The organism is Spiroplasma endosymbiont of Apeira syringaria (assembly GCF_964020205.1).
Lineage (GTDB): Bacteria > Bacillota_I > Bacilli_A > Mycoplasmatales > VBWQ01 > Spiroplasma_E > Spiroplasma_E ixodetis_A.
This window is the reverse complement of sequence record NZ_OZ026543.1, coordinates 1,395,913-1,413,122: the sequence shown is the minus strand read 5'-3', so window position 1 is coordinate 1,413,122 and position 17,210 is coordinate 1,395,913. Positions and strand designations below refer to the sequence as shown.

Below are 17,210 nucleotides of genomic sequence, written 5' to 3'. Positions count from 1 at the left end.
TTTTATTTAGTTAATTAATGAATCTAATAATTATTATTAAAATCAGCAATTTTGACAGTATATTCAAAAGTTTCACTTGAAGTTACATCAACAACTTTGCCTTCAATCATTACCTTTATTGTTATTGGATAATTCATTTTGTAGTTTAAAAATTGATCACCTACTGAAATTGCTTCTATTCTGCATTTTTCTAAATGTTCTTTAAATGAATTTGTTAAATTTGGAATAGTAACATTGTTTAAATCATTAATGAATCATTCTCAGGTTTTATTAATACTGGCTTGGTTATAAGCTGCTTGAAACAAATTACGCATATAATCTAATGTTACTTGTTCGGCGATAATGTTATATTTTTTTCTGTTGTTGTTTTTCTATCCCTTACTGCAAACATTCCACTTGGATAGTCATTATTTTTTAATAAGAATATTCTAGTGAGTGGTGATAAGTCTAAAAGTTGAGTAATATAAATAGTCATACTATTTAAGTTTTCTTTAATTTGATTAACATCATTAAAATCAAAAACAGGTACTTTATATCTTACCGTTTCATAATTATTATTAGTGTTATTTTTATTTTCATTTTTTTCTTCGTTATTGGTTATTTTTGTTTTCATTATAATTTTAATTTTTTCATTGATATTTTTATTGTTCATTAGTACTTCTCCTTTTATTTAATAATATAACCTAGGTTATTTAGTAATACTAAATTGACCTAGGTACTAAGAAAATATAAAAAATATTATATTTTATGAATTACTAAAATTATTTAATTACGCTTTTTTAACTGCTTTAACAGTAAAGTGGAATTTAACTGATGAACTAGCAGTTACTTGTGGCGCATTAGGTACGGTTGCTACAACTTTATAAATGAAATCCATTTTATAATCTAGTTCATCTCCTGAAGCTATATATGCATTTAAACATTTTTTTGTATGTTCTTCAAATTGATTTTCTAAATCGTTAATAGAAACATCTGTTTGACTAGCAATTGATCATCATCATTGTTGACCTTGTGCTAATATATATGCTTTTGGAGCTGTTTCTTGAAGTCTAGTAAGTAAATATTGTGGTACAATTGGTGTTATACCAGCACTTGTTACTAATACGAATGTTCCATTTGGATATTGTTCATCTTTTAAAAACGCAACTTTTTCTGTAGCTGGTAAAGCTTCTAATATTTGATTAATATATGGAACCATACTGTTTAAGTTAGCTTGCACACTAATAGGATCAACGTTATCTAGTACATTAATATTATTACTATCAGTATTTCCAGTAGTAGTTGTATGTTCAATTTTTAAATGCCCTAAAATAAATCTAGTTTTTTGCATATTTTATTCTCCTTTGTTACTAAAATAAATTATTATTTTTAGTTTTAGTTTATTTTAAGATTAAGATTTACCTAATGTAATATTTTTTTATTTTTAATATCGATAATAGTAAGATATTTATAATAATGTGAAAGTGATATTAGATAAAAATATTTTTTGTAAATCTTAATTTAAGTCTATAATTGAAAAAATGAATATACAATAAAAAAATAATGCTTGCATAAAAATATAAATTTTTCTAGGCTTTTCTCCCTTTATGTACTATTTTAATTTTATCACATAAATGCTGAGAAAAGCCTATCTACGGACTTCTCCCCACATTTTTAAATCAAACATAGAATTACAGTTTCAAAACTAGGTATCTTGTTGAATTTATATGCAGCTTCTTTAGCATATAAATGAACATGATGTTTTGCAACTTTGATATGTGTTTTAAATGTTCTTCTTATATGTTTTCAAACTGATTCAATTTGGTTGGTATTTACACCAATTTTTGAAACATAGCCATCTTGATGGTTAACTGTTTCATGCTTAGTGAAAACTGATTTAAAATCGCAATATCCTTTTCAATAATCAGTATATACAAGACATTTTGAAGAAATGTGTTTTTTTGCAAACTGCAAAAGATTTTTACTCTTTGCGTTTTTCAATACTTTCACAATTAAATTATTGGTTGTTTTTTGATAAATGCCAACAATCAAGGTTTTATTCACCAAGGATCTTCCTTGTTTTTTAAAACCCATATGTGAAAGATACATTTCATCAATTTGCACTGTACCTTCAACAATAAATTGAGGTTTTTGTTTTGCAATACGTGTTCTGATTTTATGAGTAATTCTTCAAGCAGTTTTCAAAGTCACTCCCAATTCTTTTGCAATATCTGTTGATGGAATTCCATGTTTGGTGTTTATTCATCTAAAGATAAGATAAAACCAAGATGTTAAAGATGTTTGTGACCTTGAAAATATGGTGCCTGTGAGAATGCTAAATGTTTGATTACATTTTAAACATCTCATTCTTTTTAAATCAGAAGTATTCAAATTAAAATTAAAACACCTAATACATTTGTTTTCTTTCAAATTTGCTATATATGCAAGACATTGCTGTTCAGTTTGAAAAGCATTGTTGAATTCATTCAGTTTCATTATTACCTCCACAAGTACATGTGGGGAGAAGTCCGTATTTTATTTTAATAATGTTTAAAACAAAACTAAGCAAAAACAATTATTTTTTAAAATATTATCAATATTATCAATAGTTAAATTTGTATATTATAATGATTTTATATATTTATGTTATAATCAAGAAAATTATTATTACTATTAAAAATAAATCAGTATTGGAATTTTTTAAATATTAATTTGTGGGTGCTTTAATGACAAGAATGGAAAAGTATAAAAGTTTACGTGAACAAATTACTAAAGAAATTAAAGAAAATAGTAAGCTTTGAGAACAAGAACAAAAAATAGAAAATTATTATCAGCAACTAATAAAAATTGATCAATCATATTTTGAGCCAATTTTTCAAAAATTAAATTCTGATTTAAATTTAGTTAATTTTGAAAATTATTTTATTAAAAATAATGAACAACATTTAGATGATAATGATAAATTAATATTGGAAAATATGTTAGAAAATATTAATAATATTTTAAAAAAATATAGTGAAAATATTGATTTTGAAATAGTTGATGTGCCATTAATAAGTACTAACTTGGAATATCAAACGTTAATTAATAGTATGCATAATAAAATAAATGAATTTCAAAAAGACTTAGAAAGTAAAATTCATGATGTCAAAAATTTTGTTAAAAATTTAGAATTTAAATATAAAAAGTATAAAATAAATAATAGTGATCTTAATAAAGGACTAAAAGAAATTAATCAAGAACATAATAATTTTCAAGATGAATTACAAAAAATTAAAATTAAGCATAATTATAAATGAAGTTTAACAGTATTTATTATTATCATTATTTGTTTAATTTTAATAGTCGTGTTAGTATTATCATTAATATTATTTATTAAGTAGAGAATGGAGAAAAACAATGTACCCAAAGATTAATATTGCAATAGATGGTCCAGCAGCTAGTGGTAAATCAGCGGCAGCATATTTGCTTTCTAAAAAAATTGATTATCAATTTATGGATACAGGAATTATGTATCGTAGTTTTACTAATCATTGTTTAAAAAATAAAATTGCTTTTGAAAGTGAAGATTTAATACTTGCAGCACTAGAACTTTTTGATATAAGATGAGTTAATGGTCATTTTTTATTTAATGATCAACCACCAACAGAAGAAATTTATGATAAAAATGTTACTAGTAAAGTACCAATAATTGCTTCGTTATCTGAAGTTAGAAAAGTTATGGTTGCTAGAATTCAAGAAATGGTTAGAAGTCAAGGCTTTATTGTCGTTGGCAGAGATATTAGTAGTGTTGTTTTACCTGATGCTCAATTAAAGATTTTTTTAACTTCTAGTTTACACGCTCGTAGTGAAAGAAGATATAAACAGTATATTAAAGAGGGTATTAATATTACGCAAGAACAAGTATATAACGATATGGTAATTCGTGATAATGTTGATAAAACTCGTAGCACTGGCCAACTAGTAATTGTTGAAGATGCAGTTATTTTAGATAATAGTGATTATAATTTACAAACGACCGTTTATAAATTAAAAATTTTATATGATAATTACTTTATTCATAAAAAATAATATTTTAAATATAAGGATTTGAATAAAATGAATAAGTTACCAAAAGTAGTAATTGTAGGACGCCCTAATGTTGGTAAATCTTCAATTTTTAATCGTATATTACAAAAAAAAGTAGCAATAATTGAAGATATGCCTGGAGCAACTAGAGATCGAATTTATGGCATTTGTGAATGATTAACACAAAATTTTGTGATTATTGATACGGGTGGTATTACTAAAACGATTACTAATTTTACTCAACAAATCAATCAACAAGTTAATATTGCTTTAGCTGAGGCTGATATTGTTTTATTTGTTTGTTCTTATCAAGAAGGTCTAACTCACGAAGATGAAGATATTGCCAAATTATTATACAGAACTAAGAAACCGGTTATTATTATTGCAAATAAATATGATAATGTTCAAAAAGATAATGATAAAATTTATGATTATTTAAAAGTTGGCTTTGGCGAACCAATTTTAGTATCTGCTAGTCATGGTGTTGGTTTTGGTGATTTATTAGATATGATAATTACTAAGTTACCAAAAGAGGTTCATACAGAAAAAAAAGAAAATATTAATTTAGCAATTATTGGTCGTCCCAATGTTGGTAAATCAAGTTTAGTTAATACTATTCTTCAAGAGAATAGAGTTATTGTTTCACCAATAGCAGGAACAACAACTGATGCTATTGATAGTAATTTTGTTTATAATAAAAAACAATATTGTGTTATTGATACTGCGGGAATTCGTAGAAAAGGAAAAATTACTGAAGATTTAGAAAAATATAGTTTAATTAGAACTACTAATGCCATTGAACGTAGTGATATTGTTTTGTTTTTATTAGATGGTAGTGTTGAAATTCAAGAACAAGATTTAACAATAGCAGGAATGGCAAAAAATTTAGATAAGCCAGTTATTATTATTGTTAATAAATGAGATTTAGTTAAAAAAAATGAAAAAACAATGCAAGAGTTTACTAAAAAAATTAAAGAAAAATTTAAATATCTTGAGTATTCTTTTGTTGTATATTTATCTGCTTTAGAAAATACTAGAATTCATACTTTATTTGCTACTATTAATGAAGTATTAGTTAATATGAATTTAAGAATTAAAACAAGTATTCTTAATGAAATAATTAATAAAGCTCAATTAATTAATGAGCCGCCTTACTTTAAAGGTGGTAGATTAAAGATATATTACACAACACAGGTTGAAAAAAATCCGCCTACTTTTATTTTAATGGTAAATGATCCACAACGATGTCATTTTTCTTATGAACGTTTTTTAATTAATCAAATTCGTGAACGATTTGGTTTTCAGGGTGTACCAATTAAATTAAGATTTAGAATGCGTAAGTCATTGTATAATAAACAATAAAAAAGTTTAAAATTTTGTGATTATATTTATTTTAAAGAAAATTATTGTATAATAATATTTATTAAGATAAAAAACTAATGATTAGAAAGTGTAAATGATTATGCTAAATTTTTTAACATTAGAATCGCACAATAAAAGTTTATCAACATCGGCAATGTGAATAATGTTTATCATTGGTTTGATTTGTGTTGGTATTATTTTTCTTGTGTTTTTTTTATTTAAAAGAAAATTACGTAAAGAAAGGAGCCTGATTAACGAGCAATTTTTATTTAAACCAAAAAAAGTTACATATCAAGTTTTTCATTTTTGAAATAAAGCTCTTTATATATTTTTAATGTTTTGTGCAACAGTTGGTGCCATTGTGCTATTATCAGTTTCAATAAGTTCAATGTTTTAATTTTGAAAAATTAAGAAAAAGTTTTAGGAAGGGGTTAAAATATGGGTTTAGTTTTCTGAAAAAAACATAAAGAAAAAAATCAAACAAAAAATAGTAATATTGAATTAAAAACCTCAAAAGAAAAAAGTCCTTGAAATAATGTTTTAAAATTTTTACAAGACTTAGGTAAAGCATTACAGTTTCCAATCGCAGTATTACCATTCGCTGCTATTTTAAACAGATTTGGAGCATTAGGACTTACATTTACTACTACAACTGATGCTGGTGTTATGCATGTTACTAATGAAGTGGGTTATTGAATTTCATATATTATTCAACAACCAGGAAAAATAGTATTTGATAATTTACCATTATTATTTGCTTTGGGTTTAGCATTTGGTTTATCTAAAGATCATCGTGGTGAAGCTGCATTAGTTGGAGCAGTATTTTATTTAGCAATAGCTGCAATGACGTCAATTGAACACTCATTACCAGAAATGTTATATAAAAATGTTTTAACTTTTACATCAAGTAAAGGTGAAAAATTTTCGTCATTATTTTATGTAGAAGAATTTGGAACAGATGGTAAAACTATTATCGGTGGTATTTATGTATTAAACATTGGTGTTTTTGGTGGAATTGTAGCGGGGTGTTTATCTGCAGTTTTATATAATAAATATAAAGAAATCAAACTTCCTCAAGCGTTATCATTCTTTGGTGGTAGAAGATTTGCACCAATGGTGGCTTTAGCAATAACTATTCCCACTGCTTTGGCATTTGCTATTGTTTGACCATGAATTCAATTAGTATTAATGAAATTTGGTCAATTAGTTGCTAATCCAAATAATCCAGCAGTTGCTATTCCAGGAACAGCTGTTTATGGAATATTAAATCGTTTATTATTACCTTTTGGATTACATCAAATCTTAAATACTTTTTTTTGATTTCAATTACCAATTAATGGTCAGATAATATCTCCAATTACAGGTGCTGCATCTGGAACAACAGAATGAGTAAATGGAGACATTAATGCTTTTACTAGAGGTATTGAAGGATCTGGATTTTTTCAATCAGGTTTCTTTCCTATTATGATTGGTGGTATTCCCGCTGCTGCCTTAGCTATGATTATGGCAGCTAAAAAAGAAAATAGAAAAATGGTATCAGGATTTTTAGGAGGAGTTGCTTTAGTTTCTTTTATTAGTGGAATCACTGAACCCATTGAATTTTCATTTGTATTTATTGCCCCATTATTATTGGTAATTCATGCCTTATTAACAGGGATATTTATTGCAATAACGACAGCATTGCATATCCAAGTTGGTTTTGGTTTTAGTGCTGGAATTATTGACTATTGAATTTCTTTTGCTCAATCATGAGGATTTGCTAATCATGCTACTGGTGCTTATCATATTACTTCAAATCCACTATGAGTATTATTATTAATTGTGGCTGCTGGTGGAGTTTATTTTATTGTATTTTATACATTAATTACTAAAATGAATATTGAAACACCAGGAAGAGAAGAAAATTTTGGTGTTGAAGAAAGTAAAGTAACAACAAAATCAGAGTTAAGCAATAAAAATCTTAAAAGTGATAAATATACACTAATGGCAACAAAATTAATTGAAGCAATTGGTGCAGATAATTTTGTTGAAATTGATAATTGTGCTACTAGGTTACGTTTGATTGTTAAAGATACATCACGTGTTAATTTGGCAAAAGTTAAGGCCGCAGGAGCATTTGGTAATAAAATTTTGAGTAAAGAAGCTTTGCAAATTGTTATTGGTACCGATGTTGAACATGTAGCCAATGCAATAAAGGCACAGTTACAAAATTCAGCAACTTTGAATATTAAAGCTAAAGTTAATCTATAATTGAAAGTGATTATTACAATATAATATTAAAGCTACTAGAGCTCATATAACTATTTAATAGCTATATGATCTTTTAATTGATTAAAAAAGATAGGAGTAAAAATAATGTCAGTAGGTAAACATTTAATTACTAACATTTTACAAAAAATAAAATCACAAGTACCAACATTAACTAAAGAAGATATTATTACTGCACTTAATATTATTTATATAACTTGTGCAGAATATAATGCTATTGATAGTTCTATTAGTAATATTGCCAAATATTATCAACAGGAAGATGAAAAATTTGATAGTAAATTGTTTAGAAAAAATTTGCATAGTTCTTTGCAATATATTGATCAAGCCAATTTATACAGTTTGAAAATTTTGATTTCAATTATTTTAATAATTAATGTTTTTAATCATCCTTTATTATTTAGTGATTTTAGTGATTTTATTAAAAAAGATATTACTAATATTGAATTTATGAAAACGAAAATAGAAATCCTGAAAAATGATAATATTTTTTTTATTAAAAAAATTAGTTCGTGTAAGGACTTAAATAAGCTAAATAAACTAAGAGAGCAATTAAATAATAATTTTTAAATATTAAAACATTTTAAATCAATTTGTGAAAATCATCAATTAGGTGTATTAAATATTTATAACTTTATTGCTAATCAATCAAAATATTTTGTTACTGATGAAGATTGCGATAATAAAATTAGTTTAACAAGCAATGAATATGAAAAAATTAAGGACATAATGTCAAGAGAAAATAAATTTAAGGATATTTTAGTTAAAGATAGTAATTCTGAAATTCCATATAAATTAAATATTGAAGAACTTGATAAAATTTTTAAAAAGGAAATTGTAAATTTATTCGATGAATATGAAAATAAAATTTATGATTTTAAAAATAATAAATCTAAAAAGAATGAATTGAAAATTAAGGGAATTAAATTAAAAATTCAAAATATTTTTGATTTGTCAAAAATTATTTTTGAAATGTTTCAAAAACCAGTTACTTCTCCATTGCCTTTAACGAAAATTGTAAATCAAATTTTTGATGAAAATGATTCAATGCAATATTTAAGCGAGATTGAAAAAATATTGATAGTAATATTGAAATGATTAAAAAGTTAAAGCAAAAATTGCAAGAAGTTTTAAATGATAATGATGTTTCAAAAAAGGAAACGTTAATGCAAGTAGAAAGTTTTAATAATTCTCATAAAATAGAAACAAAGAAAACAAATGTTAAAAAAAGAAAAAATAAGAAAAAAGACAACAAAAAAAATGAACATTTAAAATTTATTAATACTAATGAAACAGATAATTCAGAATCATCTACAACAAGTAGTTTAACGACTTTACTTGAAAAAGATATTACTAAAATTGATGTTATTTTAGAAGAAAATGACATTAAAGAACAAAGTATAAAACAAGAAAATGATGCAAAAGAAGAAAAAACAGAAATTTTAAGTCAAGATCAAATTTTACAAGCAAAAATTAATGAATTAGAAGCACAATTAAAGCAAACACAAGAAGAATTGGATAAAACAAAAGTTAAATCTGCAGAAGAAACAGCAATATTAGAACAACAATTAATAGCAGAAAAGCAAAAAGTACAACTATTAATTGATGAAACTAAATTTTTAGTTTCTAAAGTTGCTACCTTAGAAAGAGAAAAAACAAAGTTAGAAAAAATTAAGCAACAAAATAGTGTAAAAATAAATCAAATAAGTAATAATTTAGAAAAAGTACAAAAAAAAGTGAGAAATATTCGTGATCAAAAAAATAAAAGTATTGAAAGATTAATAAAAAAAGAGTTCGCGTTAGCTTTAGAAAAAGAAAGATTAGAAAGTAGAAATTATAAAAATAACCAAGCTTTAGAAAAATTAAATCAAGAATTATCAAAAACACAACAAACATTAATAACAGTAGAAGATAAAAATCAAAAATTAGTTATGGAAGTTAATCAATTAAAGGAAGAAAAAATAAAACTAGAAACTATTCAACAAGAAAATGGCATGCAAATAAAAGAGAAAGAAAAAAGGCTTTTCTCCCTTTATGTACTATTTTAATTTTATCACATAAATGCTGGAGGCTTTTTAATAATCTGTGTATCTTTGTTTTATAAAGTACTAGTTTAGATTAATTCTATCTTCAAATTTTATCATAAAATGAGCAATTGCTGTATTTCAATTTTGAATAGGCAATGTTCATTTTTTTGTTATATTTTCAATTGCCAAGTAAAATATTTTGAAAACTGCCATATCATTAGGAAAAACTTTTTTATTTCTGATGATTTTTCGTAATTGACTATTAACAGATTCAATAGCATTTGTAGTATAAATCACTCTTTTGATTTCTACTGGATAACTAATAAAAACCATTAAATTATCTCAATTTTTATATCAAGATTTAGTAATTTGAGGATATTGTTTATTTCATTTACTTTCAAACGATTCTAAAGCTTGCATTGCTTGTTCTTCACTACATGCACTATAAATTGGTTTTAAATCTGCAACTAGACCTTTTCGATGTTTGTATGAAACATATTTTAAACTATTTATAATTTGATGAACAATGCATAATTGATGTTCTGTTTTAGGATAAACTGATTGTATTGCTTCTGACATGCCTGTTAAATTATCACTACAAGCAATAAGAATATCATTTAAGCCACGATTTTTCATTTCTGTGAAATTAGATAATCAAAACTTAGAACCTTCATTTTCACTAATTCATAATCCTAAAACATCTTTTTTGCCTTCTAAATCAACTCCTAATGCTATATAAACTGATTTGTTAATAATCCGTTTATCTTGTCGTACTTTAACTACTATACAATCAAAATAAACAATAGGATAAATACTTTCTAATGGTCGATTTTGTCATGCTTTAACATCATCAATAACATCATCAGTAATTTGACTAATAACACTTTCACTAATATCAGCACCATGATATAACTCTTGCAACTGCATTCTAATTTCAGATAATGTCATTCCTTTTGCATACAAGGAAAGAACTTGTTGATCAAAACCATCAAATCTTATTTGCCTTTTAGGAACTATTACAGGAGTAAAATTACTATTGCGATCTCTTGGTACATCAATTTCAATTTTACCTTGTTGAGTTATTAATTTTTTTGAACTTGTACCATTACGAGCATTTTCAGTAGTACTATGTTGATTTTTTTCATATCCTAAATAATTTTGCATTTCAGAATTCAACATTTTTTCAACTAATCTTTTTGTTAATTCTTTATATAAACCGCCAGGTTTAAAAACTGTTGTTAAATCTTCAGTATTTTCTAGTAATAAATCTACTGCTTTTGATATTGGATCATTATTATTAAAGTTATCTTTTTTAGCCATCTGTAACTCACTCTTTCTAGTCATTTAATTATATTTACTAGAATTAATTAAACATAGTTATTTTTGTAAGTTACACAGATTACTAAACATTTCCAACTAAGTTGTTAATTTATAGTTATTATAATAAGTTTAAATAATATTATTGGAGGTATATGTGAATATGAAAAATATATTAAGATTAATGGGTGCCCTTGCATTAACAGCAGGAGCAACTCCTTCAGTTTTTGCATGCGGTAATAATGGTTCAAATATTCCTAATAATCCGCAATTAAATGGCAAATATGCAGAATTATTAGGATGATATAGTGATGAAAATACAAGTATAATTGATGAAGTAATAAATTTTGATAATCTTGGAACTTGTATTATCACTGCTGACTCTACTAATCTTATTAAAGATAAGTTGTTTAAAGAAAAGTTATTAGTTGAAGGTTCTACTGATGGTAAATGGAAAGCAAAAAATACTGATTCTGCAACCTTTTTAAGGGAATTGGGATTTACATCTGGTAATCAAGATAATGATTATTCAGAACCCGATGTTGATGCTATTACCAATTTAATTGTAACAATTAAAACTGCTGCTCCAGGTGAAATATCAGTTGCTGACACAACTGACTTTAAAGTAGCGGATGGTATTTGTCAAATTGATATTATGAGTAGCAAAACTGCTGCTAAGCTTGTTAAATCTTATAATATTAATATAAAGGCAGCAAATTTAAATGTTTCAAAGGTAATAACAAGTAATATTATAAAAGAACCTTTAAATGATTTAAAACTAACTGCTGATCAAGGATTCAAGGTCGATCAGCCAACTTCTGGTTTTAAATTAGAGTTTACTGATGAATTAAACAAAACAAAGTTTGAGTCTTTACTTAAAGTATTAAATACATCTTTTACAACTCATTTTTTTAGTTCACCTACCGGCACAGAAGAAATAAAAACTTTTAATGATGGTGAACCCGCATTTTTACAGTTACATTTTGATAGTGTTATTCTTGCACAAAAAATGGCTGTTGGAACTCCAGGCAAATAATAAATTTTCTAATTAATATAAATTAAATTTAAATCTATAATAAAATATATTATTTTACGGACTTCTCCCCACATGTACTTGTGGAGGGAATAATGAAACTGAATGAATTCAAAAATGCTTTTCAAACTGAACAGCAATGTCTTGCATATATAGCAAATTTGAAAGAAAACAAATGTATTAGGTGTTTTAATTTTAATTTGAATACTTCTGATTTAAAAAGAATGAGATGTTTAAAATGTAATAAAACATTTAGCATTCTCACAGGCACCATATTTTCAAGGTCACAAACATCTTTAACATCTTGGTTTTATCTTATCTTTAGATGAATAAACACCAAACATGGAATTCCATCAACATATATTGCAAAAGAATTGGGAGTGACTTTGAAAACTGCTTGAAGAATGACTCATAAAATCAGAACACGTATTGCAAAACAAAAACCTCAATTTATTGTTGAAGGTACAGTGCAAATTGATGAAATGTATCTTTCACATATGGGTTTTAAAAAACAAGGAAGATCCTTGGTGAATAAAACCTTGATTGTTGGCATTTATCAAAAAACAACCAATAATTTAATTGTGAAAGTATTGAAAAACGCAAAGAGTAAAAATCTTTTGCAGTTTGCAAAAAACCACATTTCTTCAAAATGTCTTGTATATACTGATTCTTGAAAAGGATATTGCGATTTTAAATCAGTTTTCACTAAGCATGAAATAGTTAACCATCAAGATGGCTATGTTTCAAAAATTGGTGTAAATACCAACCAAATTGAATCAGTTTGAAAACATATAAGAAGAACATTTAAAACACATATCAAAGTTGAAAAACATCATGTTCATTTATATGCTAAAGAAGCTGCATATAAATTCAACAAGATACCTAGTTTTGAAACTGTAATTCTATGTTTGATTTAAAAATGTGGGGAGAAGTCCGTAGATAGGCTTTTCTCAGCATTTATGTGATAAAATTAAAATAGTACATAAAGGGAGAAAAGCCTTATTTTATTATATATTTACTTTATTTCTAAATAATTTAGTTGTAAAATTAAATAAGAACTAATACTTGATTTCTTAAATCTCTTTTCATTTATTTAAATTGAAAAAGGATTTATTTTATTTAAAGGTGGTAATCAAATGGCAAACAAATCATATTATGTTAATGATAACAATCAATTAAAAAATTATAAATTAGAAAAATATAAAATTGATAATGATTTAAAAATTTTATATAAAGTAACAACAACTTATAATGATACTGAACCTAAAATTTTAAAAGCATTACCAATTGAAGAGTTGGATAATAATACTATTGATTCTTTTTTTATGTTGATCAAACAAAATCAATGTGATAATTTTGCTGTGTATTATGAAAATAATTATGATATTAAAAAAATTAATGATTTGATTAGTAATCAAGAACTAAATTTTACATTTGAACAATTAGATTTTTTAAAGCAATTTTTTATTAGTATTAAAAATGTTGCTATTACTATATTTGATATGCGTATTAAGCCAATTATAAATAATACTATTGATAGTAATAGTAGTAATAATGGTATTAGTAATACTTTTCAATCTAAACCACGAATTTTAAATTAATATTTTTTTACAATTTAATTTTAGAAAAAAATATCAAAATAAAAACTAAATATTACTTAATTATAATTAGGTTTTACTAATTAAATATTCCCATATTATCATTTTTATCTCATGATCCAATTCTATTTGTAATAATTTTTATACCTTGACCTTGTGATAAAGTTTTAAAAAATTGATTAATTTCTTCAAAATGTTCAATTATTATTGAAATTGATGTAGTATAATCTGATTCTAAAATACCACCAGCAAACCCAGTCTCATCTTTTTTAGTAAAATCAATAATAATGTTATAAAATAATTTTTGAAAATTACTTTGATTTTCATCATTATATATTTGTTCCATATTCAAAAAAATATCATAACTAATTTTTATAATTATTCAATCGTGAGCAGCAAAACGATACGTTACTTGAAATTGATTTTCATCATTGAATGTTTGTTTATTACAAATTTCTTTAAAATTCATTTCATTAGCTAAGCATTTATAAGGATAATTTTTTTTAGCTAATACATAAATATTATCTTTATCATCAAATTTTACATTTGTAATAGATCTTGCTAATCCTGTCATTTGTTTAAATTCCATTTCATTAGTTAAACACTTATAAATTGGAATGGCAACCCTTTTTAGGACTATTTTTTGGTAGACATTTGTTTTTGATAATTAACTGGAGTTAAGTAGTTTAAAGTGCTGTGAATTCTTATGTTGTTATATCAATTGATGTAATCAAATAATTCGAATTTTAATTGGATTAATGATGTAAAATTTTTATCATTAATAAATTCGGTTTTGAAAGTTTTAAAGGTTGCTTCAGCAACAGCGTTATCATAAGGACAACCTTTTTTGCTTAAAGAGCGATTAATATTGAATGCTAGTAAAAGTTTATCAATAATTTTATTATTAAATTCATTACCGCGATCACTATGAAATATTTGAATATCTTTTAAACAGCGATTTGAGTGCATAAATGCTTGATATACTAATGATGCATCTTTTTTAGTACCTACACTATGTCCAATTATTTCGCGGTTAAATAGGTCAATTAATAAACAAATATAGTTTCACTTACCATTTACTTGAACATAAGTTAAATCACTAACAATAACTTCATTTTTAACTCTATTATTAAAGTTTCTATTAACAAGATTGGTTATTTGACTATCATTGACTTTATTATGATAATTTTTGAATGATAATTTAGTGTATTTTGATATTAAATTATGTTTATTCATAATTTCTTTAATTTTTCGTCTTGATAAATAAATTTCTTGGTTTTCTAGAATGACTTTTAATCTTCTAGTACCATAAACTTCTTTATTTTTTTTAAAAGCACTAATAACAGCTTGTTCATAAATATTATTTTGAATTTTATTTTTTTTCTTTAAATTAAAATAATATGTTGATTTAGAGAGTTTTAAAAAATGACACATTGTGCGAATTTTATATTTAGATTTATTATTTGCAATAATCTCTACTTTCTGCCTATTATTAGTGCTGCTTGCTTTAAAATATCATTTTCCATTCTTAATTGTTTTAATTCTTTTCTTAATTTAATTAATTCATTTTCTTCAACAGAACGATTATCTTTAGTTTTAAAACTACCTGAATTAGTAAATTGCTTAATTCAATTGTAAGTAGCTGCTCTTGTAACATTATATTCTTTAACAAGGCAAGATACTGATTTGCCACTTTGATATAAAGCTACTATTTGTTTTTTAAATTCATCGGTATATGAGTTAATATTGGCCATAATTATAGTTCCTTTCTTTGTTCACTTGTCTATGTAATTAGTGTCCAATAAAGTGTAACCCATCCAATAATCGTTCTGTTGAAGAAAATGAATTAATTAAATTAAGAAAAGAATTAAAACAATTAAGAATGGAAAATGATATTTTAAAGCAAGCAGCACTAATAATAGGCAGAAAGTAGAGATTATTGCAAATAATAAATCTAAATATAAAATTCGCACAATGTGTCATTTTTTAAAACTCTCTAAATCAACATATTATTTTAATTTAAAGAAAAAAAATAAAATTCAAAATAATATTTATGAACAAGCTGTTATTAGTGCTTTTAAAAAAAATAAAGAAGTTTATGGTACTAGAAGATTAAAAGTCATTCTAGAAAACCAAGAAATTTATTTATCAAGACGAAAAATTAAAGAAATTATGAATAAACATAATTTAATATCAAAATACACTAAATTATCATTCAAAAATTATCATAATAAAGTCAATGATAGTCAAATAACCAATCTTGTTAATAGAAACTTTAATAATAGAGTTAAAAATGAAGTTATTGTTAGTGATTTAACTTATGTTCAAGTAAATGGTAAGTGAAACTATATTTGTTTATTAATTGACCTATTTAACCGCGAAATAATTGGACATAGTGTAGGTACTAAAAAAGATGCATCATTAGTATATCAAGCATTTATGCACTCAAATCGCTGTTTAAAAGATATTCAAATATTTCATAGTGATCGCGGTAATGAATTTAATAATAAAATTATTGATAAACTTTTACTAGCATTCAATATTAATCGCTCTTTAAGCAAAAAAGGTTGTCCTTATGATAACGCTGTTGCTGAAGCAACCTTTAAAACTTTCAAAACCGAATTTATTAATGATAAAAATTTTACATCATTAATCCAATTAAAATTAGAATTATTTGATTACATCAATTGATATAACAACATAAGAATTCACGGCACTTTAAACTACTTAACTCCAGTTAATTATCAAAAACAAATGTCTACCAAAAAATAGTCCTAAAAAGGGTTGCCATTCCAAATGTTCATAGAAGCCAAATCATTTAATCAAGATATTTCAACATGAAATACTCCTCACGTGACAGATATGGCTTATATGTTTTATGGTGCATCAGTATTTAACAAAAATATTTCATCTTGAAATACTTTTAATGTAACTGATATCAGTTACATGTTTACACGTGCTTCAGCATTTAACGAAAATATCGGAAACTGAGATACATCAAAAGTAATAAACATGAGTAGTATATTTTTTGAAGCAACTTCATTTAACCAAGACCTTTCAACATGAAATACTTATAATGTAACAAATATGAATAGTATATTTAATGGTGCTTCAGCATTCAATAATGATTTATCAAAATGAAATACATTAAATGTAAAAAATATGCATGCTATATTTTGTAATGCCACTGCATTTAATAAAGACCTTTCAACATGAAATACTTCTAATGTAACAAATATGAGTTCAATGTTTTATGGTGCTTCATCATTTAACCAAAAAATTCTAAATTGAAATACTTCTAATGTAACAAGTATGGATTTTATTTTTTATAATGCCACTACATTTAACGAAAATATTTCAAAATGAAATACAAAAAATGTAACAAACATGAATTCAATGTTTTATGGTGCTTCATCATTTAACCAAGACCTTTCAAAATGAAATGTAAATAAAGTAACAAGTCATGAAGAATTTGCTATTGGTTCACAAATTTATAATTCTAATAAATTACCAAAGTTTAAAAACTAAAATCAAAAATTTTAATAAAAAAGTAATATC

At 24.7% G+C, this 17,210-nt stretch carries 21 protein-coding genes; 14 read left to right on the top strand and 7 right to left on the bottom strand.

The genetic code is table 4. From position 1 onward, the window contains the following. Positions 1–23: 23 nt before the first annotated feature. From AACL02_RS08625 to AACL02_RS08610, 4 genes are all read right to left on the bottom strand, one after another. Complete coding sequence (locus tag AACL02_RS08625) at positions 24–305, bottom strand: hypothetical protein (RefSeq protein WP_339040884.1); 282 nt, start codon at positions 303–305, stop codon at positions 24–26. Positions 306–325: 20 nt separating this feature from the next. Next, positions 326–652, bottom strand: coding sequence for a hypothetical protein (locus tag AACL02_RS08620; RefSeq protein ID WP_338975481.1), 327 nt, complete (start codon positions 650–652; stop codon positions 326–328). A gap of 117 nt (positions 653–769) precedes the next feature. Further along, positions 770–1,330, bottom strand: coding sequence for a hypothetical protein (locus tag AACL02_RS08615; RefSeq protein ID WP_339040882.1), 561 nt, complete (start codon positions 1,328–1,330; stop codon positions 770–772). A 323-nt stretch (positions 1,331–1,653) separates the two neighbouring features. Continuing rightward, the gene (locus AACL02_RS08610) at positions 1,654–2,475 is read right to left on the bottom strand and encodes an IS1595 family transposase (protein WP_339040880.1); all 822 of its coding nucleotides are present in this window, start codon (positions 2,473–2,475) and stop codon (positions 1,654–1,656) included. On the opposite strand from AACL02_RS08610, the gene AACL02_RS08605 reads away from it, so the two are divergent. The 9 genes from AACL02_RS08605 (at position 2,421) to AACL02_RS08565 (ending at position 9,725) form a co-directional block, all read left to right on the top strand. Next, the gene (locus AACL02_RS08605) at positions 2,421–2,588 is read left to right on the top strand and encodes a hypothetical protein (protein WP_339040877.1); all 168 of its coding nucleotides are present in this window, start codon (positions 2,421–2,423) and stop codon (positions 2,586–2,588) included. The genes AACL02_RS08610 and AACL02_RS08605 overlap by 55 nt on opposite strands. 126 nt (positions 2,589–2,714) lie before the next feature. Continuing rightward, complete coding sequence (locus tag AACL02_RS08600) at positions 2,715–3,362, top strand: hypothetical protein (RefSeq protein WP_339040875.1); 648 nt, start codon at positions 2,715–2,717, stop codon at positions 3,360–3,362. Between the two features lie 16 nt (positions 3,363–3,378). Beyond that, a complete protein-coding gene (gene cmk, locus AACL02_RS08595) occupies positions 3,379–4,050 on the top strand; it encodes a (d)CMP kinase (RefSeq protein ID WP_339040873.1) in 672 nt (223 codons plus the stop codon). Positions 4,051–4,077: 27 nt separating this feature from the next. Beyond that, the gene (gene der / locus AACL02_RS08590) at positions 4,078–5,409 is read left to right on the top strand and encodes a ribosome biogenesis GTPase Der (RefSeq protein ID WP_339040872.1); all 1,332 of its coding nucleotides are present in this window, start codon (positions 4,078–4,080) and stop codon (positions 5,407–5,409) included. A gap of 100 nt (positions 5,410–5,509) precedes the next feature. Further along, positions 5,510–5,806: a hypothetical protein gene (locus tag AACL02_RS08585; protein WP_339040870.1), complete on the top strand. Its 297-nt coding sequence runs from the start codon at positions 5,510–5,512 to the stop codon at positions 5,804–5,806. A gap of 41 nt (positions 5,807–5,847) precedes the next feature. Then, the gene (locus AACL02_RS08580; RefSeq protein ID WP_339040868.1) at positions 5,848–7,659 is read left to right on the top strand and encodes a PTS transporter subunit EIIC; all 1,812 of its coding nucleotides are present in this window, start codon (positions 5,848–5,850) and stop codon (positions 7,657–7,659) included. 105 nt (positions 7,660–7,764) lie between these two features. Continuing rightward, positions 7,765–8,247 carry a hypothetical protein gene (locus AACL02_RS08575; protein WP_339040866.1) on the top strand — a complete coding sequence of 161 codons (483 nt, stop codon included), beginning with the start codon at positions 7,765–7,767 and terminating at the stop codon, positions 8,245–8,247. A 159-nt stretch (positions 8,248–8,406) separates the two neighbouring features. Further along, the gene (locus tag AACL02_RS08570; RefSeq protein ID WP_339040864.1) at positions 8,407–8,787 is read left to right on the top strand and encodes a hypothetical protein; all 381 of its coding nucleotides are present in this window, start codon (positions 8,407–8,409) and stop codon (positions 8,785–8,787) included. Then, entirely contained in the window at positions 8,772–9,725 is a 954-nt protein-coding gene (locus tag AACL02_RS08565; protein WP_339040862.1) for a hypothetical protein, read from the top strand. Before AACL02_RS08570 ends, AACL02_RS08565 begins: the two co-directional genes overlap by 16 nt. 60 nt (positions 9,726–9,785) lie before the next feature. Here AACL02_RS08565 and AACL02_RS08560 read toward each other — a convergent pair whose 3' ends face one another. After that, complete coding sequence (locus tag AACL02_RS08560) at positions 9,786–11,024, bottom strand: IS256 family transposase (protein ID WP_339043697.1); 1,239 nt, start codon at positions 11,022–11,024, stop codon at positions 9,786–9,788. 160 nt (positions 11,025–11,184) lie between these two features. Here AACL02_RS08560 and AACL02_RS08555 point away from each other — a divergent pair, with 160 nt between their 5' ends. From AACL02_RS08555 to AACL02_RS08545, 3 genes are all read left to right on the top strand, one after another. Next, the gene (locus AACL02_RS08555; protein WP_339040860.1) at positions 11,185–12,057 is read left to right on the top strand and encodes a hypothetical protein; all 873 of its coding nucleotides are present in this window, start codon (positions 11,185–11,187) and stop codon (positions 12,055–12,057) included. Between the two features lie 221 nt (positions 12,058–12,278). Further along, the gene (locus AACL02_RS08550; RefSeq protein WP_339043696.1) at positions 12,279–12,971 is read left to right on the top strand and encodes an IS1595 family transposase; all 693 of its coding nucleotides are present in this window, start codon (positions 12,279–12,281) and stop codon (positions 12,969–12,971) included. A gap of 219 nt (positions 12,972–13,190) precedes the next feature. Further along, positions 13,191–13,655 (top strand): hypothetical protein, encoded by a 465-nt coding sequence (locus AACL02_RS08545; RefSeq protein WP_338976152.1) that lies wholly within the window; start codon positions 13,191–13,193, stop codon positions 13,653–13,655. A gap of 76 nt (positions 13,656–13,731) precedes the next feature. On the opposite strand, the gene AACL02_RS08540 is transcribed toward AACL02_RS08545, so the two are convergent. Next, the gene (locus tag AACL02_RS08540) at positions 13,732–14,241 is read right to left on the bottom strand and encodes a hypothetical protein (protein ID WP_339040858.1); all 510 of its coding nucleotides are present in this window, start codon (positions 14,239–14,241) and stop codon (positions 13,732–13,734) included. 47 nt (positions 14,242–14,288) lie between these two features. Next, positions 14,289–15,406, bottom strand: a protein-coding gene (locus AACL02_RS08535; RefSeq protein ID WP_339040856.1) for an IS3 family transposase whose coding sequence is annotated in 2 segments (ribosomal slippage) — positions 14,289–15,136 and positions 15,136–15,406 — 1,119 coding nt in all. Because the reading frame shifts where the segments join, the coding sequence is not laid out codon by codon here. Between the two features lie 100 nt (positions 15,407–15,506). Here AACL02_RS08535 and AACL02_RS08530 point away from each other — a divergent pair. Both AACL02_RS08530 and AACL02_RS08525 read left to right on the top strand, forming a co-directional pair. Further along, a complete protein-coding gene (locus AACL02_RS08530) occupies positions 15,507–16,424 on the top strand; it encodes an IS3 family transposase (RefSeq protein WP_339043695.1) in 918 nt (305 codons plus the stop codon). A gap of 12 nt (positions 16,425–16,436) precedes the next feature. Next, the gene (locus AACL02_RS08525; RefSeq protein ID WP_339040854.1) at positions 16,437–17,180 is read left to right on the top strand and encodes a BspA family leucine-rich repeat surface protein; all 744 of its coding nucleotides are present in this window, start codon (positions 16,437–16,439) and stop codon (positions 17,178–17,180) included. Positions 17,181–17,210 lie beyond the last annotated feature (30 nt).